The organism is Burkholderia sp. Bp9015, assembly GCF_003853505.1.
GTDB lineage: Bacteria > Pseudomonadota > Gammaproteobacteria > Burkholderiales > Burkholderiaceae > Burkholderia.
Genome location: NZ_QTPZ01000004.1, coordinates 156,042 through 175,762 on the forward strand (window position 1 = coordinate 156,042; position 19,721 = coordinate 175,762).

The 19,721-nt window shown below is 69.1% G+C and carries 16 protein-coding genes; 7 read left to right on the forward strand and 9 right to left on the reverse strand.

Annotated features, from left to right (window positions below):
- Positions 1-575: 575 nt before the first annotated feature.
- Complete coding sequence (locus DIE12_RS06755) at positions 576-1,424, forward strand: ureidoglycolate lyase (RefSeq protein ID WP_044845006.1); 849 nt, start codon at positions 576-578, stop codon at positions 1,422-1,424.
- A gap of 195 nt (positions 1,425-1,619) precedes the next feature.
- On the opposite strand, the gene DIE12_RS06760 is transcribed toward DIE12_RS06755, so the two are convergent.
- Positions 1,620-2,003, reverse strand: a complete 384-nt coding sequence (locus DIE12_RS06760; RefSeq protein ID WP_124520247.1) for a VOC family protein — start codon at positions 2,001-2,003, stop codon at positions 1,620-1,622.
- A 255-nt stretch (positions 2,004-2,258) separates the two neighbouring features.
- Between DIE12_RS06760 and DIE12_RS06765 the strand changes: the two genes are divergently transcribed.
- Positions 2,259-2,912: an ABATE domain-containing protein gene (locus tag DIE12_RS06765; protein ID WP_124486058.1), complete on the forward strand. Its 654-nt coding sequence runs from the start codon at positions 2,259-2,261 to the stop codon at positions 2,910-2,912.
- A 54-nt stretch (positions 2,913-2,966) separates the two neighbouring features.
- On the opposite strand, the gene prpR is transcribed toward DIE12_RS06765, so the two are convergent.
- Positions 2,967-4,955 (reverse strand): propionate catabolism operon regulatory protein PrpR, encoded by a 1,989-nt coding sequence (gene prpR / locus DIE12_RS06770; RefSeq protein WP_124520246.1) that lies wholly within the window; start codon positions 4,953-4,955, stop codon positions 2,967-2,969.
- A 170-nt stretch (positions 4,956-5,125) separates the two neighbouring features.
- On the opposite strand from prpR, the gene prpB reads away from it, so the two are divergent.
- From prpB to prpF, 4 genes are all read left to right on the forward strand, one after another.
- Complete coding sequence (prpB, locus tag DIE12_RS06775) at positions 5,126-6,019, forward strand: methylisocitrate lyase (RefSeq protein ID WP_044845010.1); 894 nt, start codon at positions 5,126-5,128, stop codon at positions 6,017-6,019.
- A gap of 117 nt (positions 6,020-6,136) precedes the next feature.
- Positions 6,137-7,309 carry a 2-methylcitrate synthase gene (gene prpC / locus DIE12_RS06780; protein ID WP_124520245.1) on the forward strand — a complete coding sequence of 391 codons (1,173 nt, stop codon included), beginning with the start codon at positions 6,137-6,139 and terminating at the stop codon, positions 7,307-7,309.
- 81 nt (positions 7,310-7,390) lie between these two features.
- Positions 7,391-9,985: a Fe/S-dependent 2-methylisocitrate dehydratase AcnD gene (acnD, locus tag DIE12_RS06785; RefSeq protein WP_124520244.1), complete on the forward strand. Its 2,595-nt coding sequence runs from the start codon at positions 7,391-7,393 to the stop codon at positions 9,983-9,985.
- 26 nt (positions 9,986-10,011) lie between these two features.
- A complete protein-coding gene (gene prpF, locus DIE12_RS06790; RefSeq protein WP_124520243.1) occupies positions 10,012-11,202 on the forward strand; it encodes a 2-methylaconitate cis-trans isomerase PrpF in 1,191 nt (396 codons plus the stop codon).
- Positions 11,203-11,276: 74 nt separating this feature from the next.
- Here the strand turns inward: prpF and DIE12_RS06795 are convergent, their stop codons facing one another.
- The 7 genes from DIE12_RS06795 to DIE12_RS06825 form a co-directional block, all read right to left on the reverse strand.
- Positions 11,277-12,215, reverse strand: a complete 939-nt coding sequence (locus DIE12_RS06795) for an alpha/beta hydrolase (protein ID WP_124520242.1) — start codon at positions 12,213-12,215, stop codon at positions 11,277-11,279.
- 63 nt (positions 12,216-12,278) lie between these two features.
- Entirely contained in the window at positions 12,279-13,433 is a 1,155-nt protein-coding gene (locus tag DIE12_RS06800; protein WP_124520241.1) for an acyl-CoA dehydrogenase family protein, read from the reverse strand.
- 38 nt (positions 13,434-13,471) lie between these two features.
- A complete protein-coding gene (locus tag DIE12_RS06805; protein ID WP_124520240.1) occupies positions 13,472-14,794 on the reverse strand; it encodes an MFS transporter in 1,323 nt (440 codons plus the stop codon).
- A gap of 10 nt (positions 14,795-14,804) precedes the next feature.
- Positions 14,805-15,857: a porin gene (locus tag DIE12_RS06810; RefSeq protein ID WP_124520239.1), complete on the reverse strand. Its 1,053-nt coding sequence runs from the start codon at positions 15,855-15,857 to the stop codon at positions 14,805-14,807.
- Positions 15,858-15,951: 94 nt separating this feature from the next.
- Positions 15,952-16,752 (reverse strand): enoyl-CoA hydratase/isomerase family protein, encoded by an 801-nt coding sequence (locus tag DIE12_RS06815; protein WP_124520238.1) that lies wholly within the window; start codon positions 16,750-16,752, stop codon positions 15,952-15,954.
- Positions 16,749-17,966, reverse strand: a complete 1,218-nt coding sequence (locus DIE12_RS06820) for a CaiB/BaiF CoA-transferase family protein (protein ID WP_124486066.1) — start codon at positions 17,964-17,966, stop codon at positions 16,749-16,751. Before DIE12_RS06820 ends, DIE12_RS06815 begins: the two co-directional genes overlap by 4 nt.
- A 70-nt stretch (positions 17,967-18,036) precedes the next feature.
- On the reverse strand, positions 18,037-18,819 hold the full coding sequence (locus tag DIE12_RS06825) for a crotonase/enoyl-CoA hydratase family protein (protein WP_124486067.1): 783 nt from the start codon (positions 18,817-18,819) through the stop codon (positions 18,037-18,039).
- A 134-nt stretch (positions 18,820-18,953) separates the two neighbouring features.
- Between DIE12_RS06825 and DIE12_RS06830 the strand changes: the two genes are divergently transcribed.
- On the forward strand, positions 18,954-19,718 hold the full coding sequence (locus DIE12_RS06830) for an IclR family transcriptional regulator (RefSeq protein ID WP_124486068.1): 765 nt from the start codon (positions 18,954-18,956) through the stop codon (positions 19,716-19,718).
- Positions 19,719-19,721 lie beyond the last annotated feature (3 nt).

Here is a 19,721-nt window from a genome sequence, read left to right on the forward strand (position 1 = left end):
ATGTGACTGCCGTCCGGACGAGCCTGACAATAAACGTTCAGTGTGCAATGCGGCGTCTTTTTGCCGATCGTTGTCCAGCAAGAACGGATCACGTGCCGTTCCCGATGACAGGGTCGTAAGAAATATTCGACATTCATCTTTCGGTATCGAAGGACCGCGGCATTGGGCGTAAAGCCGGATGGTTCGGCGGCCCCGATGCTGCTGTGCAATCTCCGCAGGCGCACCAATAGTCGGTATCCGTCGCGCGCCATTTCACGGCGGGCCGCCGATGGTACAAAGAGCGGCGGGCCAGCGACGGTGCGGCCGCGCGTGAAGCCGACCGGCACCGGCCGGCACATGGCGCGGAGGCCGGGCCGTCGTCGCCGATGCGCAGACCGGCGGCCGCCCGCTCGATGCGCGTCGCACCCGGTGCGGCGCCGCGATCGCTGCGCCTGCGCGAGCCTCGCGTGTCGATTGGCCTGCCGGATTCGGGGGCCGACGCGCGTCATCGACGATCGGCATTCAGTCCGGCGCGTGGCCGTCAGCGGCCGCGTCGGCCGGTATCCTGTCACATTCGACAACAGAGGTTGAGCACGATGAAACTGCTTCGCTATGGCCCGTCGGGCCAGGAAAAGCCCGGTATTCTCGACGCGGACGGCCGGATTCGCGACCTGTCCGCGCACGTGCCGGATCTTGCCGGCGACGCGCTGTCCGACGCCGGTCTCGCGCGCCTGCGCGCGATCGACCCGGCCACGCTGCCGCTCGTCTCCGGCGAGCCGCGCATCGGCGCCTGCGTCGGGCGCGTCGGCAAGTTCATCGGCATTGGTCTCAACTATGCCGATCACGCAGCCGAAGCCGGCATGCCGGTGCCGAAGGAACCCGTGGTGTTCGGCAAGTGGACCAGTTCGATCTGCGGCCCGAACGACGGCATCGACATCCCGAAGGGCTCCGTGAAGACGGACTGGGAAGTCGAACTGGGCGTCGTGATCGGCGCGACGTGCAAGGACGTCGACGAAGCGCGCGCGCTGGATTACGTCGCCGGCTACTGCGTCGTCAACGACGTGTCCGAGCGCGAGTGGCAGATCGAGCGCGGCGGCCAGTGGGACAAGGGCAAGGGCTTCGACACGTTCGGCCCGATCGGCCCGTGGCTCGTCACGCGCGACGAGGTGCCCGATCCGCAGCGCCTCGACCTGTGGCTCGAGATCGACGGCCACCGCTATCAGAACGGCAACACGCGCACGATGGTGTTCACCGTCGCGCAACTGATCGCCTACCTGTCGACCTGCATGACGCTGCAACCGGGCGACGTGATCACGACCGGTACGCCGCCGGGCGTCGGGATGGGCATCAAGCCGTCGCCGGTGTTCCTGAAGGCGGGTCAGACGGTGCGCCTCGGGATCGCGGGGCTCGGCGAGCAGTTACAGAGCACGCGCAACGCGCAGTGAGCGCTCGCGCGGCGCGGGCGAGGCTGGCGGACGTAACCGGCTGGCTATCCGCCAGCGCCGCCGGACCCGTCGCCGGATCGCCGGCGGCGACCGACGCGAGTCGAACGCCGACCCCGGTGCAACAAAGACAAGGGCCCGGTTCCGCATGACGCGGAACCGGGCCCTTGTCGTTCATCCGCGTTGGGACTCGGCGGATCAGACAACGTTGCCCAGCTCGCAATGGGCTTCGAGGCGATACCCGTCGGGATCGATGACGAACGCCGCGTAATAGCCGGGGCCGTAGTGCTCGCGTTTGCCCGGCCCGCCGTTGTCCTGTCCGCCGTGCTGCAGCGCGGCGCGGTAGAACGCATCGACTTCCACCGGCGACGCCGTGCGAAACGACAGGTGCAACCCTGAATCGGGATCGGCGACGACCGGACGTGCCGCGTGCTGCAACCACAGCACCGGTTCGCTGGTGCCGTAGCCGAGGGATCCGTCGTCGCTGTACAGCCGCTTGTAGCCGAGCGCGCCGAGCGTGCTGTCGTAGAACGCGCGGCTGCGGTCGATGTGGGCAACGCCGAACGAAAGGTGATCGATCATCTGTGGCTCCTTGAACTGAAGGGGGGCATCAGTGCAGCAAACCTGTTTATAACCACCAGGCCATCCGCTTGTGACGAAGCGCGCCGAGCATGCTGTCGTGGAATGCGCGGCTGCGGCCGGTGTGGACAACGTCGTGCGAAAAACGATCGATCATCTGTGGCTCCTTGAACTAAAGAGGGGACATCACAGCAGCAAACCGGCTTTTAACCACCATGCTGGTTATGTTAGGAAGCGTCCGGATGCTTGTCAACCGGCATGGTGGTTAGATACGATCGCGTCATGAGCAAAACGCAACCTTCCGTCACGACGGACTGCCTGGTTCCGGCGCCGTCCGAAACGCTGAGCATCGATTTCGCGAACACGCTGTACTGGCGTGGCGCCGACGTGCCGACCGAAACCTTCGGCACGCTGGACGACCTGTTCACGTGGTGCCGCGAGCAGGCTGGCGTGCCGGCCGGCCTGGCCGACGCGTGTCGCGCACGAGCACAAGAGAACGAGAAGGAGGACGCGCCGGCGATGCTGACGCGCGCGCTCGCGCTGCGCGAGGCGTTGTACCGGCTCTTTCACGCGCAGGCCGAGCGGCGCGAGCCGCAAGCCGACGATCTCGCGCTGCTGGGCGGTTTTCTGGCGGAAGCGGCGCCGCGCGTCGCGCTCGCGCGGATCGACGGCGGTTACGCGTGGCGGATCGGGGCAGCGGGCGCGACGCTCGCGGGGCTGCTGAGCCCGGTGCTGTGGTCGGCGACCGATCTGCTGGGCGGCGCGCGCCTCGCGAAGGTCAAGCGCTGCGCGAACGACGCATGCCAGTGGCTGTTCATCGACGACAGCAAGAACGGCAGCCGCCGCTGGTGCTCGATGTCGTCCTGCGGCAATCGCGCGAAGGCGTACCGCCACTATCACAAGGCCGATTGACGGCAGCGCGCGTCCCGGTGCGTCACGCGTCGATCGCGCCCATCCCGCCCGAACCTATTTCGCCGACAGCTTCCGCCACAGCGTCGTCTTGCTGATGCCGAGCATCGCGCACGCGCGATCGCGATCGCCGCCGCACGCATCGAGCACCGCGCGGATCTCGTCGGCTTCCGCGCGACGGCGGCGCGCGTGGAGCGTCTGCGCGTCGGTGGCGTCGGCATCGGCCGCATCGGGCGGCGCCGCGAACAGCTCGGGTGCGATCGCCTGCAGCGCATCGGGCGCGAGTGCCGCGCACGCAGCACCCGGATCGTGCTCGTCGACCTCCTCGGCCAGTTCCACCGCGATCCGCTCGATCACGTTCTGCAGTTCCCGCACGTTGCCGGGCCAGCGGTAGCGCGCGAGCGTCGCCTGCGTCGCGCCGAGCACGCGCATCGCATCGTCGGCCTCGCGCACGCGTTCGGCCAGCCGCGGCTCGCGCCGCGCGGCCTGCACGAGCAGCGTGGCCGCGAGCGCCGGAATGTCGGCGGCGCGCTCGCGCAGCGGCGGCAGGCCGACGTTCAGGATGTTGAGCCGGTAATACAGGTCCGCGCGGAACGTGCCGGCCTCGACGGCCGCGAGCAGCGGCCGGTGCGTCGCGGCGATCACGCGCACGTCGATGCGGATCGGCTCTGTCGAGCCGAGACGGATCACCTCGCGCTCCTGCAGCACGCGCAGCAGCCGGCTTTGCAGCGACGGCGGCATCTCGCCGATCTCGTCGAGAAACAGCGTGCCGCGGTGCGCGGCCTCGAACAGCCCGGTCTTGCCACCGCGCCGCGCGCCGGTGAACGCGCCTTCCTCGTAACCGAACAGCTCGCTCTCGAGCAGCGCCTCCGGAAACGCGCCGCAGTTGATCGCGACGAACGGATAGCTGCGCCGCACCGACAGCGCGTGCAGGCTCTGCGCGATCATTTCCTTGCCGGTGCCGCTTTCGCCGAGCACGAGCACGGTCGCATCGGATTTCGCGTAGCGGCGCACGAGATCGCGCACGCGCGCCATCGGCGCGGACGCGCCGACCACGTCGTCGAGCGTGTAGCGCGCCGCGAACTGCTGCGTGTTCGGCTGCGAACGCAGCGCGCGGTCGAGCCGTTCGACCGCGCGCGATTCCTGGAACGTCAGCACGCTGCCCGACGTGACGCCGCGATCGACGAGCGGCCCGCGATGCACGACGTAGCGCACACCGCGCACGGTCGCGAGCGCGTCGCCGTCCTCGCCGCGCAGCGTGCGCAGTTCCGGGCGCAGGTCGACGAGCGCGCGGCCGACGGCCGCCGCGGGTTCGACCCCGAGCGCCGACGCGAGCCGCTCGTTGATGGCTTCGACGTGGCCGCGCGCGTCGAGCGCGACCACGCCGTCGCGCAGGTGCTGCAGCAGGTTGTCGAGCCGCTGGCGGCGAAACGCCTCGGCGTGCGTCGCGTACGCGACCTCGAGCGCCGTCTCGACCGCCTTGCGCACCGACGCGTGCGAATACAGGAACACCGCGCCCATGCCGGCGCTCGCCGCGAGATCGGTGACGAGGCCGGGGCCGACGATCGTCTCGATGCCGCGGTCGTGCAGGTCGTGCACGCAGGCTTCCGCTTCCTGCGCGGACTGATATGACGCAAACTGCACGTCGAGGCCGTAGGCGGCGACGAAGCGGCGCACTTCGGGCGGCGTCTCGCCGGCGCTGACGAGCGCGATCCGCGACGCGTCGCGCCGCGCGCGCGCGAGCGCCTGCATCACGTCGAAGCCGGTCGGCGACACGACCACGACCGGCACCTGCGCACGCGTTTTCAGGAAGCCGCCGTTCGAGCCGGCCGCGACGATCACGTCGGGGCGCGCGGTGCCGGCCTCCGCGATCGCGCTCAATGCGTCTTCGTACGCGCGCGTGACGATGCGCACGTCGGCGCGTTCGTCGAATTCGCCGGCGATCTCGCGAAACAGGTCGCGCAGGCGGCTGATGCCCATCGCCCAGATGCGCGGACGCACCGTGCGGTCGGCCGGGCCGACGGGCTTGGTCGAGGAGAGGTCCATGGCGACCGATTATGCGCGCGCGATTTCATTTTTGAAACATGAAATTGCTGAAATGAAATCATCGGGCGCTGCCTCGCCCGTGCCGGTTGCTTAAGAATCAGTGGGTTAGCCCCGATTCACGAGCTGGCCCGGTCCTTGCTGTTCATGGTCATTCCTTCAGGAGGCCGTTCATGAGCAACACGCATCTTCAGAGCGCCGGCGCGAAATTCCGCGCGGCAGTCGCGGCCGAACAGCCGCTGCAGGTGGTCGGCGCGATCACCGCGTACGCAGCCAAGATGGCGCAGGCCGTCGGCTTCAAGGCCGTGTACCTGTCGGGCGGCGGCGTCGCCGCGAATTCGCTCGGCATTCCCGATCTCGGCATCAGCACGATGGAAGACGTGCTCATCGACGCGAACCGGATCACCAACGCGACCGACCTGCCGCTGCTCGTCGACATCGATACGGGCTGGGGCGGCGCGTTCAACATCGCGCGCACGGTCCGTTCGTTCATCAAGGCCGGTGTCGCGGCCGTGCACCTCGAGGACCAGGTCGGCCAGAAGCGCTGCGGCCACCGTCCGGGCAAGGAAGTCGTGCCGACCGACGAAATGGTCGATCGCGTGAAGGCCGCGGTCGACGCGCGCACCGACGACCAGTTCGTGATCATGGCCCGCACCGACGCGGCCGCTGCAGAAGGGATCGACGCCGCGATCGAGCGCGCGATCGCCTACGTGGAAGCCGGCGCGGACATGATCTTCCCGGAAGCGATGAAGACGCTCGACGACTATCGCCGCTTCAAGGCCGCGGTGAAGGTGCCGATCCTCGCGAACCTGACCGAGTTCGGCTCGACGCCGCTGTTCACGCTCGACGAGCTGCGCGAGGCGAACGTCGACATCGCGCTGTACTGCTGCGGCGCGTATCGCGCGATGAACAAGGCCGCGCTGAATTTCTACGAGACGCTGCGCCGCGACGGCACGCAGAAGGCGGCGGTGCCGACCATGCAGACCCGCGCCGAGCTGTACGACTTCCTCGGCTATCACGCGTACGAGCAGAAGCTCGACGAACTGTTCGCGCAGGGCAAGAAGTAACGCGACCCGCGCGCCGGGACATGGTTCCCGGAACGCTTTTGCATGAAGTCGGGCCGCGCGCACGAGCGCCGCGCCCGGCCGACGTGACACCCCAGATACCCATTGGAGAACGGAAACATGAGCGAGACGAAAGACGCAGCAGCACCGGCCGCCGCAGGCGCATTCAAGCCGAAGAAGTCGGTGGCGCTGTCGGGCGTGACGGCCGGCAACACGGCGCTGTGCACGGTCGGCAAGACCGGCAACGACCTGCACTATCGCGGCTACGACATTCTCGACGTCGCCGAATCGTGCGAATTCGAGGAAATCGCGCACCTGCTCGTGCACGGCACGCTGCCGAACCTGACCGAACTCGCCGCATACAAGACCAAGCTGCGCGCGCTGCGCGGCCTGCCGAGCGCGCTGAAGGCCGCGCTCGAGCAGATCCCGGCGTCGGCTCATCCGATGGACGTGATGCGCACCGGCGTGTCGGTGCTCGGCACCGTGCTGCCGGAGAAGGACGATCACAACCTGCCGGGCGCGCGCGACATCGCCGACCGCCTGATGGCGTCGCTCGGCTCGATGCTGCTTTACTGGTATCACTTCTCGCACAACGGCAAGCGCATCGAGACGGAAACCGACGACGACTCGATCGGCGGCCACTTCCTGCACCTGCTGCACGGCAAGACGCCGTCGAAGTCGTGGGTCGACGCGATGCACACGTCGCTGATCCTGTACGCGGAGCACGAGTTCAACGCGTCGACGTTCACCGGCCGCGTGATCGCGGGCACGGGCTCGGACATCTATTCGGCGATCACCGGCGCGATCGGCGCGCTGCGCGGGCCGAAGCACGGCGGCGCGAACGAAGTCGCGTATGAAATCCAGAGCCGCTACAGCTCGCCGGACGACGCCGAAGCCGACATCCGCCGCCGCGTCGAGAACAAGGAAGTCGTGATCGGCTTCGGCCACCCGGTCTACACGATCTCCGATCCGCGCAACAAGGTGATCAAGGGCGTCGCGCACAAGCTGTCGAAGGAAGCGGGCGACCTGAAGCTGTACAGCATCGCCGAGCGCCTGGAATCGGTGATGTGGGAAGCGAAGAAGATGTTCCCGAACCTCGACTGGTTCAGCGCGGTGTCGTATCACATGATGGGCGTGCCGACCGCGATGTTCACGCCGCTGTTCGTGATCTCGCGCACGTCCGGCTGGAGCGCGCACATCATCGAGCAGCGCGTCGACAACAAGATCATCCGCCCGAGCGCGAACTACACGGGTCCGGAAGACCTGCAGTTCGTGCCGATCGAGAAGCGCTGATCTTCGGCCGCGCGCGCCGGCGCCCGTGATGCGGGCCGCCGGCGCGCGCGCAACGTCTTACCCCGAATTCCGCCCCACATCATGAATACCGCCAACCGCAAACCCCTGCCCGGCACGTCGCTGGACTACTTCGACGCGCGTGCCGCGGTCGAAGCGATCGCTCCCGGCGCATACGACACGCTGCCGTACACGTCGCGCGTGCTCGCCGAAAACCTCGTGCGCCGCTGCGATCCGGCGATCCTCGCCGATTCGCTGAAGCAGATCATCGAGCGCAAGCGCGAACGCGACTTCCCGTGGTTCCCGGCGCGCGTGGTGTGCCACGACATCCTCGGCCAGACGGCGCTCGTCGACCTCGCGGGCCTGCGCGACGCGATCGCCGAGCGCGGCGGCGACCCGGCCAAGGTGAACCCGGTCGTGCCCGTGCAGCTGATCGTCGACCACTCGCTCGCCGTCGAGTGCGGCGGCTTCGATCCGGACGCGTTCGCGAAGAACCGCGCGATCGAGGATCGCCGCAACGAGGATCGCTTCCACTTCATCGAATGGACCAAGCGGTCGTTCGAGAACGTCGACGTGATCCCGCCGGGCAACGGCATCATGCACCAGATCAACCTCGAGAAGATGTCGCCGGTGATCCAGGCGCAGGACGGCGTCGCGTTCCCGGACACCTGCGTCGGCACCGACAGCCACACGCCGCACGTCGACGCGCTCGGCGTGATCGCGATCGGCGTGGGCGGGCTGGAAGCGGAAAACGTGATGCTGGGCCGCGCATCGTGGATGCGCCTGCCCGACATCGTCGGCGTCGAGCTGACCGGCAAGCGCCAGCCCGGCATCACGGCAACCGACGTGGTGCTCGCGCTGACCGAGTTCCTGCGCAAGGAAAAGGTGGTCGGCGCGTATCTGGAATTCCGTGGCGAAGGCGCCGCGAGCCTCACGCTCGGCGATCGCGCGACGATCTCGAACATGGCGCCTGAATATGGCGCGACGGCCGCGATGTTCTTCATCGACGGCCAGACGACCGACTACCTGCGCCTCACCGGCCGCAGCGACGAGCAGGTGAAGCTGGTCGAGGCCTACGCGAAGGCGGCGGGCCTGTGGGCCGATACGCTGAACGATGCGCAGTACGAGCGCACGCTGACGTTCGACCTGTCGAGCGTGGTGCGCAACATGGCCGGCCCGTCGAACCCGCACAAGCGGCTGCCGACGTCCGACCTCGCCGCGCGCGGCATCGCCGGCCAGTGGGAAGAGAAGGCGGGCGAGATGCCTGACGGCGCGGTGATCATCGCCGCGATCACGAGCTGCACGAACACCAGCAACCCGCGCAACGTGATCGCAGCCGCCTTGCTCGCGCGCAACGCGAACGCGCGCGGCCTCACGCGCAAGCCGTGGGTGAAGAGCTCGCTCGCGCCGGGCTCGAAGGCGGTCGAGCTGTATCTGGAAGAAGCGAACCTGCTGCCGGAGCTCGAGAAGCTCGGCTTCGGGATCGTCGCGTTCGCGTGCACGACCTGCAACGGGATGTCGGGCGCGCTCGATCCGAAGATCCAGCAGGAGATCGTCGAGCGCGACCTGTACGCGACGGCCGTGCTGTCGGGCAACCGCAACTTCGACGGCCGTATCCACCCGTATGCGAAGCAGGCGTTCCTCGCGTCGCCGCCGCTCGTCGTCGCGTATGCGATCGCCGGCACGATCCGCTTCGACATCGAGAAGGACGTGCTGGGCCACGACCAGGACGGCAAGCCCGTCACGCTGAAGGACATCTGGCCGACCGACGAGGAGATCGATGCGATCGTCGCATCGAGCGTGAAGCCCGAGCAATTCCGCAAGGTCTACGAACCGATGTTCGCGCGCGCGGCCGATGCGGGCGAGCGCGCGGCGCCGCTGTACGACTGGCGCGCGCAGAGCACGTACATCCGCCGCCCGCCGTATTGGGAAGGCGCGCTGGCCGGCGAGCGCACGCTCAAGGGCATGCGCCCGCTCGCGGTGCTCGGCGACAACATCACGACCGACCACCTGTCGCCGTCGAACGCGATCCTCGCGAACAGCGCGGCCGGCGAATACCTCGCGAAGATGGGCCTGCCCGAAGAAGACTTCAACTCGTACGCGACGCACCGGGGAGACCACCTGACCGCGCAGCGCGCGACCTTCGCGAACCCGACGCTGATCAACGAGATGGCGGTCGTCGACGGCGCGGTGAAGAAGGGCTCGCTCGCGCGCGTCGAGCCGGAAGGCAAGGTCATGCGGATGTGGGAAGCGATCGAGACGTACATGAATCGCAAGCAGCCGCTGATCGTGATCGCGGGCGCCGACTACGGCCAGGGCTCGTCGCGCGACTGGGCCGCGAAGGGCGTGCGGCTCGCGGGAGTCGAGGCGATCGTCGCCGAAGGCTTCGAGCGGATCCACCGCACGAACCTGATCGGGATGGGCGTGCTGCCGCTCGAGTTCAAGCCGGGCACGAACCGCACGACGCTCGGCATCGACGGCACCGAGACCTTCGACGTGATCGGCGAGCGTACGCCGCGTGCCGATCTCACGCTGGTGATTCACCGCAAGAACGGCGAGCGCGTGGAAGTGCCGGTGACGTGCCGGCTCGATACGGCCGAGGAAGTGTCGATCTACGACGCGGGCGGCGTGCTGCAGCGTTTCGCGCAGGACTTCCTCGAATCGTCGCAGGCGGCTTGACCGGGTCATACAGGGACAATGCAAACATGGCTCACATTCCTCAAATCAGGATTCCCGCGACCTACATGCGCGGCGGCACCAGCAAGGGCGTGTTCTTCCGGCTGCAGGACCTGCCGGACGCCGCGCAGGCGCCGGGCGCCGCGCGCGACGCGCTGCTCTTGCGCGTGATCGGCAGCCCCGATCCGTACGGCAAGCAGATCGACGGGATGGGCGGCGCGACGTCGTCCACCAGCAAGACGGTGATCGTGTCGAAGAGCACGCGGCCGGGGCATGATGTCGACTACCTGTTCGGGCAGGTCGCGATCGACCGCGCGTTCGTCGACTGGACCGGCAACTGCGGCAACCTGTCGGCGGCGGTCGGCCCGTTCGCGATCAGCGGCGGCCTCGTCGATGCGTCGCGCGTGCCGCGCGACGGCGTCGCGACCGTGCGGATCTGGCAGGCGAACATCGGCAAGACGATCGTCGCGCACGTGCCGGTCACGAACGGCGCGGTGCAGGAGACGGGCGACTTCGAGCTGGATGGCGTCACGTTCCCGGCCGCCGAAGTGCAGCTCGAGTTCATGGACCCGGCCGCCGACGAAGAGGGCGCGGGCGGCTCGATGTTCCCGACCGGCAACCTGGTCGACGACCTCGCCGTGCCGGGCATCGGCACGCTGAAGGCGACGATGATCAACGCGGGGATTCCGACCATCTTCGTCGAGGCGGAGGCGATCGGCTATACGGGCACGGAGCTGCAGGACGCGATCAACGGCGACCCGAAGGCGCTCGAGAAGTTCGAGACGATCCGCGCGCACGGCGCGCTGCGCATGGGCCTGATCGATACGCTCGACGAGATCGCGACGCGGCAGCACACGCCGAAGGTCGCGTTCGTCGCGAAGCCGGCCGACTATGTCGCGTCGAGCGGCAAGCGCGTGAATGCGGGCGACGTCGACCTGCTGGTGCGGGCGATGTCGATGGGCAAGCTGCACCACGCGATGATGGGCACGGCGGCGGTCGCGATCGGCACGGCCGCGGCGATCCCCGGCACGCTCGTCAACCTTGCGGCGGGCGGCGGTGAGCGTAATGCGGTGCGCTTCGGGCATCCGTCGGGCACGCTGCGCGTCGGCGCGGAAGCGCAGCTCGAGAACGGCGAATGGACCGTCACGAAGGCGATCATGAGCCGCAGCGCGCGCGTGCTGATGGAAGGCTGGGTGCGGGTGCCGGGGGATGCGTTCTGATCGTTCCGGGCGTCGTATCGACGACCGGCAAGGGCGGCTTCGGCCGCCCTTTTTCGTCTCTGCTTCGATGGCGGTCAGCCGTGCAGGAAGCGGCGCAGTGCGTCGTGGCTGATGCGCCGCGCGGCCGTCGATACACGCGCGTCGGGCACGATGTCGAAGCCGTGCACGCCGCCCGGGAAGACGTGCAGCTCGGTGGGCACGCCGGCCCGGATGAGCCGCTGCGCGTAGCCGATGTTCTCGTCGACGAACAGGTCGACCGTGCCGACGGCGATGAACGCCGGCGGCAGCCCGTCGAGCCGTTCCGCGCGGGCGGCCGCCGCGTATGGCGACACGCCGTCGAGGCCCGGCGCGTGGCCGAGCAGTGACGTCCACGCGAACCGGTTGTTGGCCGCGTGCCAGACGAATTCGCCGGCATGCGGATGCGGTGCGCGCACGCAGGTGCGGTCGTCGAGCATCGGATACATCAGGTGCTGGAACGCCAGCGGGTATTCGCCGCGATCGCGCGCCAGCAGCGCCAGCGCGGCCGCGAGCCCGCCGCCCGCGCTTTCACCCATCACGCCGATGCGTGCCGGATCGATGCCGAGCGCGTCCGCGTGGTGGAAGGTCCAGGCGAGTGTCGCGTAGCAGTCGTCGATCGCGCCGGGAAACGGCGTTTCGGGCGCGAGGCGGTAGTCGAGCGACACCAGCGCGCACCCCAGCGTCTTCACCAGGGGGCGATGCACGGCTTCGAGATCTTTCGCGGCCCCGCGCACATAGCCGCCGCCGTGCATGTGCACGATCGCCGGCAGCGGGCGCGTTGCGTCGTCGGGCAGGTATACGCGCACCGGCACGTCCGGCGCGCCGCCGGAGCCCGGCACGCGCCGATGCTGGAGCGTGTTGCCGACCGTGTCGATCGGCGGCAGCGGCAGGACGCGGTCGCGATGCCGGGCGAGGTTGTCGGCGGTGAGCGTGACGGTCGGCCAGACGTCCAGCCAGGGGCGGATGTCGGGATCGACGAGATGACGTGTGTCCAAGGTGCGACTCCGTGAGGAAAACGGCGCAACGCGCGCGCGACCGGGGAACCGATGATGGCGGTGTCACAGCACGCTGCGTGCGACGACCCAGCGATGCACTTCGGTCGGGCCTTCGAAGATGCGCATCAGCCGCGCTTCGTTCGCCATCTGATGCAGCGGCAGCTCCTTCGTCATGCCCGTCGCGCCGAGCGTCTGCATCGCATGATCGATGACGCCCGACGCCATCTCCGTCGCGAACACCTTGACCATCGAGATCTGCGTGCGCGCATCCTGTCCGGCATCCACCCGCGCGGCCGCTTCATAGGTCATCAGGCGGCACGCGTGGATCTGCGTCAGCGCGTCGGCGACCCACCACTGGACCGCCTGGCGCTCGGCCAGCGGCACGCCGAAGGTCTTGCGCTGTTTCGCATGGTCGCACAGCAGCGCGACCGCGCGCTCGGCGCGGCCGATGCACCAAGCGGCCATCTCCAGCCGACGGTTCGACAGGCGCGCCTGCATCGGCGCGAAACCGGCGCCTTCGCGGCCGAGCAGCTGCGTGGCGGGAATGCGGCAATCCTCCAGCACGATTTCATAGGTCGACAGCCCGCCGATCATCGGAATGCGGCGTTCGATGACGAACCCCGGCGTGTCGCGCTCGACAATGAATGCCGACATGCCGCCGCGCTTGCCCTTGCTTCGGTCGGTCAGCGCCATCACGATCGTCCAGTCGGCTTCGCGCGCGTGGCTGATCCAGATCTTCCGGCCGTTCAGCACCCACGTGTCGCCGTCGCGCTCGGCCGTCGTCGACAGCGCGCCCGGGTCCGAGCCGGCGCCCGGCTCGGAAATCGCCATCGCGGAACGCGTGATGCCGCGCGCGTACGGTTCGAGGTAGCGCGCGCGCTGTGCGTCGTCGGCCGCGTCGCACAGCATCCGCAGGTTCGGTGAGTCGGGCGGCAGGATGTACGGCGTCACGGTCATGCCGATCGCTTCGTTCACACCGACCATCGCGACGGCCGGCAGGTCCGAGCCGCCGGCATCGGCGGGCGCGTCGAGACCCCACAGACCGAGTTGCCGCGAGCGCTCGTCGAGCTGCGCGCGTTCGTCGGCGAGCAGCGAGAAGCGCTGGCCGTCGGCCTCGCGCGCCATCACGGCCGCTTCGAGCGGCATCAGCTCGTCTTTCACGAAGCGTGCGACGAGATCCTTGATCATCCGGTGGTCGAGATCGAGTTCGAAATTCATGGGTGTGTCGATGAAGGAGTGAAGGGCAGGGTGCGCGCTCAGATCGCGCGCGCAGGGGACGCCGCCCGGGCGCGCAGCGTGCCGAAGAGCGCCAGGCAGCCGGCCGCGAGCAACGCGGCGTTGAAATAGAGGCCGCCGCGCATCGAGCCGGTGGCGGTGTTCAGCACGCCCATCAGGAACGGGCTCGCGAATCCGCCGATCGCGCCGGACATCGTGATCGCCGCGATCGCGATGGCCATCGAGCGCTTCGGCAGCACGAGTCCGGGCAGCACCCAGAACGCGGGCAGCGCCGCGGCATGCGCGGCGACCGCGACGCAGAGCGCGATCGTCAGGTTCGCGGCGCCGTCGACGCGCGCCAGCACGACGAGCGCCGCCGCGCACGCGAGCATCGCGGCCACGCCGTGTTCGCGCCACGCCTGCCGGCGTTCGGTGCGCCAGCCCATGCCGAGCAAGCCGATGACGCCGCACAGGTAGGGCAGCGCGGACAGCACGCCGATCTGCATCGCGCCGTGCAGGCCACCGCGGTGCAGGATCACCGGCATCCAGAACACGAGCGCGTAGCCGGCCGCCGCGATCGAGAAATTGGCCGCGCACAGCAGCCAGAAGTCGCGAAGCGCGAGCAACGGCCGTGTCGACGCCACGCCGTTGCCAACGTCGGCATCGGCCTGCGCGTGCGCATCGCGCAGCGCGGCCTTGTCGGCGTCCGACAGCCAGCGCGCGTCTTCCGGCCGGTCGTCGAGGAAGCGCAGCGCGACGAAGCCGAGCGCGCTGCTCGGCAGCCCTTCGACGACGAACAGCCATTGCCAGCCGCTCAGGCCGGCGACGCCGTCGAAGACCGTGAGAATCACGCCCGACACGGGGCCGGCGATCAGCCCCGCCAGATACAGCGCGCTCATGAAGAGCGCGAACGCCTTCGCACGCTGCTTCGGCGGATACCACGCGCCGAGATGGAACAGGATGCCGGGGAAGAAGCCGGCCTCGAACGCGCCGAGCAGGAACCGGCACACGTAGAACTGCGCAGGCGTCGCGACGAACATCGTCGCGGCCGAGCCGAGCCCCCACATCACCATGATCCGCGCGATGGTCCGGCGCGCGCCGATCCGCGCGAGCAGCGCGTTGCTCGGAATCTCGAACGCCATGTAACCGATGAAGAAGATGCCCGCACCGAGCCCGTAGACGGCGTCGGAGAAGCGCAGCTCGGCGGCCATCTGCGCGTGCGCGAAGCCGATGTTGATGCGGTCGATGAACGACAGCGTGTAGCAGAGAATCAGGAACGGCAGCAGGCGCCGCGAGATCCGGCGGTAGAGCGCCGGCATCGCGTCGTCGCGCACGCCGGCCGGGGTGGACAGGGTCGAGGTCATGGGCACTCCGTCAGAAGCGGCGAGTGATGCCGAGCGCCAGCACCTGCTCGGTGCCGCCCGGTTGCGGTTGCACGCCGGCGACGACGGTGTTGCGCGCGCGGCCGCCGTTCTTCATGTACAGGTAGCGGGCATAGAGCGAGGTCCGCTTCGACAGCGGATGGTCGTAGCCGAGGCCGAACGCGGTCGCGTCGTTTGCCGAGCCCTTCACGTCCCGGCGCACGGCCGACACCAGCAGGCGGTCGAGCGCGCCGACGTCGACCGTCGCGCCGACGCTCGCCGTCGAGAACGCGGGCGAGCCGGGCGCCGTGCTGGCGCCGTGGAGGAACGCGCCGTACAGCTTGACCCGCGCGAACGCGTAGTTGGCGGCGAATACGTAGTGGCGGGTGGTCGTCGGCTGGACGACGGGTGCGAGGTTGCCGTCCGACATGTCGTCCTGGAAGCCGGCGCCGACGTAGAGGCCGCCGATCCGGTACTGGAGCCCCGCGCCGTAGTTGCGGCCGGCCTGCGTGGACAGTGCGTTCGGCGTCGGAAAGCCGTAGGTGGCCATCACGCGCAGGCCGTTCCAGTCCGGGCCGAGATACGACGCCGCCTGGTTGAAGCGCGGAATCGGCGGCGTCGTGGCGGTCGTGATCGAGTCCGTCGACGTCGCGAGCAGCGCGAGCGGCGACATGCGTTCGTTCAGGCCGAACGGGTCGCCCTCGTACACGATGTAGAACGACGGCGTGTATTGCCGGCCAAGCCGCAGGTCGCCGTAGCGCGTGTCCTGCAGCGCCACGTACGCCTGCCGGTAGAACAGCGTGCCGCCCTGGAGCGAACCGTCGGCCGGCAAGAAGCCGCTTTCCAGCACGAATTTCGTCGAGGTGCCGCCGCCGAGATCCTCGACGCCCGTCAGACCGACGCGGCTCGTCGACCCGCCGCCGCCGCTCTGCCGGAAGCTCGACCGGCTGCCGATCCGATCGAATTCGACGTAGCTGTCGACGATTCCGTACAGTGTCACCGACGACGCGTGCGCATGCGGCGTGCACAGCACGCAGGCGCCGATCAGGAGTGCTTTACATTGCATGAATGTGTCTCCGTTCCATGTTTGTTATGCGCCGCGCCCGCGTGCGGGGCGGCGATCGACGGCGCGCGGCGGACGGGGCCGCGCGCCGCCGGGCTCAGCGTCCCTTGAACACCGGCTTGCGCTTCTCGAGGAACGCGAGGGCGCCTTCGACCCGGTCCTCGCTTGTATAGACGTCGGGACCGACGTCGAGCCGCAGCGCCGCGGCAACCGGCAGGCCCCAGCTGCGGGTCGCCGTTTCCTTGATGCGCCGGATCGTGAGCGGCGCGTTCGCGGCGATCGCCTGCGCCAGTTCGCGCACGGTATCGTCGAGCGCGGCGCCGGGGACGACCCGGCTTAGCAACCCGACGCGCAGCGCTTCGTCGGCGTCGAAGCGGCGGCCCGTGAACAGGAGCTCCATCGCGATCGCGCGCGGCAGGATGCGCGGCAGCAGCACGCTTGCGAAGTTCGCGCCCATGCCGACTCGCGCTTCGGGCAGCGCGAAATACGCGTGATCGGCGGCGATCCGCAGGTCGCACGCGAGCGCGATTTCGAAGCCGCCGCCGACCGCGTAGCCGTTGATGGCAGCGATGGTCGGCTTGCGCAGTTCGAGGATCAGCTCGTGCACGTTGCGTGCAAGTCCGCGCATCGGCCGCATGCCGCGCATCTCGGGATCGCCGAGATCGATGCCCGCGCTGAAGGCCCGCTCGCCCGCGCCGCGGATCACGATCGCGCGCACCGCGGGGTTGTCGTCGAGCGTGACGAGCTCGTCGCACAGGCGCCGGATCGCGTCGGCGGACAGTGCATTGGCGACATGCGGGCGATGAATCGTCAGCCACGCGATGCTGTCGTCGTCGCTGCGCAGGATCGACGGGGCGTCGTCGCCGGTCAGGGAGGAGAACGTGCGCGGCGTGGTCATGACGCGCTCCCGGTGGTGGCGCGCTCGTCGTGAACGACGCCGGCCTTGCGCAGCGCGTCGCGGCGGGCCGCGTCGAGGCCGAGCGCGTCGAGCACCGCGTCGGTGTCGGCCGCGAACGGCCGCGGCGGCCGGCGGATCGAGCCGGGCGTGCGCGACAGCCTGGCCGGGATGCCCGCGCCGGTGTAGGTGTCGTTCTTGACGAACATCGCGTTGCGGACCGCTTGCGGATGGCCGAACCCGTCGGCGATGGTGTTGACCGGTCCCGTCGCGACGCCGGCGCGCATCAGCCGGTCGACGACCTCGTCGGCGGGCAGCTCGGCGGTCAGCTGCCCGATCAGCGAGTCGAGCGCGTCGCGGTGCGCGACGCGCTCCGCGTTGGTCGCGAAGCGCGGATCGCGCGCGAGCTCGGGCACGCCGAGCGCTTCGACCAGCTTCGCGAACGTGCGGTTGTTGCCCGCGCCCGTCGCCACCGGCTTGTCTTTGCAAGGATAGACGCCGTACGGCGCGATCGCGGCGTAGACGTTCCCCGTCGCGACGGGCACGTCGCCCGTCGCCATCCAGGTCGTGCTGAGCGGATGCAGCATCGACAGCGCGGTGCTGAACAGGTCGATGTCGACGTGCTGCCCGAGCCCGGAGCGCGTGCGTTCCACCAGCGCGAGCAGGATGCTCGACACGGCGCTCAGCCCGGCCGCGTAGTCGACGACCGGAAACGGTACCTTCAGCGGCATGCCGCCCGGCTCGCCGTTGATCGACATGAAGCCGGCGAGCCCTTGCGCGACGGCGTCGTAGCCCGGAAACCGCGCGAGCGGGCCGTCGGTGCCGTAGCCGGAGATCGAGCAATGGACGACGCGCGGAAAGCGTTCGCGCAGGCAATCGTCGTAACCGATGCCCCAGCGTTCGAGTGTGCCCTGCTTGAAGTTGTCGACCAGCACGTCGGCCGTCTCGAGCAGGCGGAACAGCACGTCGCGGCCGTCGGGATGCGACAGGTCGAGCGCGAGGTTGCGCTTGTTGCGGTTGAGCCCCCAGTAGTAACTGGAGAGGCCGCTCGGCATCGCGGGCCCCCAGTCGCGTGTTTCGTCGCCTTGCGGCGGTTCGATCTTGATGACGTCCGCGCCGTGGTCGGCGAGCGTCTGCGTGCAGAACGGGCCCGCGTAGACGCGGCTCAGGTCCACTACGCGCACGCCCGCGAGCGCGCCTTCGTTGCTGATGATCATGACGATGTTTCCTTCGATGGTCGGCGATGCTGGCGTTCGCCTGCTGGGTGCCGGGCGAAGCGCCGCGGGTTCAGTCGCGCGCGGCGAACAGCGCTTCGACGGCCGCGCGGTGTTCCGGCGTTGCATGGGCGAACGCCTGGTACGACGCGGACAGGTCGAGCAGCGTGTCGAGACTTGCGTGCCGGCCTTCGCGCAGCAGCCGCTTGGTCAGGCGCAGTGCGGTGCCCGGATGGCGCGCGATGCGCGCGGCGAGCGCGTGCGTGTCGGCCAGCAGTTCGCCGTCGGGGACGACGCGCGACACCAGCCCGTGGCGCAGCGCCGTTTGCGCGTCCACTGCGTCGCCCGTGAACGACATCTCGGCGGCGACGGCCGCGCCGACGATCTGCGGCAGGAACCACGCGCCGCCGTCGCCCGGCACGAGGCCGAGCGCGATGAAGCTTTCCGCGAAGCGCGCGCTGTCGGCGGCGATGCGGATGTCGCACATGCAAGCAAGGTCGGTACCGGCGCCGATGGCCGGGCCGTTGATCGCCGCGATGGCCGGCACTTCGAGCTGCTGGAACGCGTGCGCGAGGCGCTGGATGCCGCGGCGATAGCGGGTGCGGATCGCCGCGAGGTCATGCAGGCCCGACTCGGCGAGCGCACGCATCGCCTTCACGTTGCCGCCCGACGAAAACACGGCGCCGGCGCCGGTCAGGACCAGCACGCGAATCGACTCGTCGCGGTTCGCTTCGTCGCAGCACGCGACCAGTGCATCGATCGCATCGGTATCCGAAATGGCGTTGCGCGTTTCGGGGCGGTTCATCGTGACGGTCAGGATCGGTCCCTGCCGTTCACGGATCAGAAAGGCTGACATGGCGTCTCCGTATGTTCTGTACCGCGGGGCTTCACGCCGCGGGCCGAAGCCTAGTATCGTCACGACGGTTGGCGGCGGGAAATTCCGTTCCACATATGTGGAAGGGGCCGCCGTGACGGGCGCGGAGGGGCGGGATGAACGGAAACGTGGTCAAGAGCGCGGCGCGGGTGTTCGAGGTACTGGAGCTGTTCAGCGAACTGCAGCGGCCGCTGAGCGTGCGCGAGATCGCCACGCGCTGCCGCTATCCCGGGTCGAGCGCGGCGGCGTTGCTGACCAGCATGAAGATGCTCGGCTACCTGTCGTATGACGAACGGACGCACGCGTATGCGCCGACGGCGCGGCTCGTCAATCTCGGCGAAGCGCTCGTCGATTCGGCGGCAGGCAGCCGGCGGTACTGGCACGCCGTGGCGAAACGGCTGGCGGCCGGCACGCGGGAGGCCGTCGTGATCGCGGTGCAGAGCGACCTGTACGTGCAGTACATCGACGCCGTCGCGGGCGCGCACCGGATTCCGGTCCAGTTCTATGCGCCGATCGGCACGCGTCGCGAGATCTGCATGTCGGGGCTCGGCTGGGCGCTGCTGAGCCTGCAGCCGGACAGCACGATTCGCCGGCTCGTGGCGCGCAGCATCCGGCGCATCGGAAGGTCGGGCAGGACGATCGACGAGGACGTCGTGCTGGACAAGGTCGAAGAGACGCGCCGGCTCGGCTATTCGTATTCGGCGCATACGGTGACGCAAGGCGCGGCGATGATCTCGATGGTGATCGCCGACGGCTGGAACGGCATGCCGCTCGCGATCGGCGTCGCCGGGCCGGTCGAGCGGATCGAAGAACATCGCGGCGCGATCGTGCTCGCGATGCGCGATGCGCTGGCCGAGCGCATGGACGAAGCGGTCGGCTAGTCG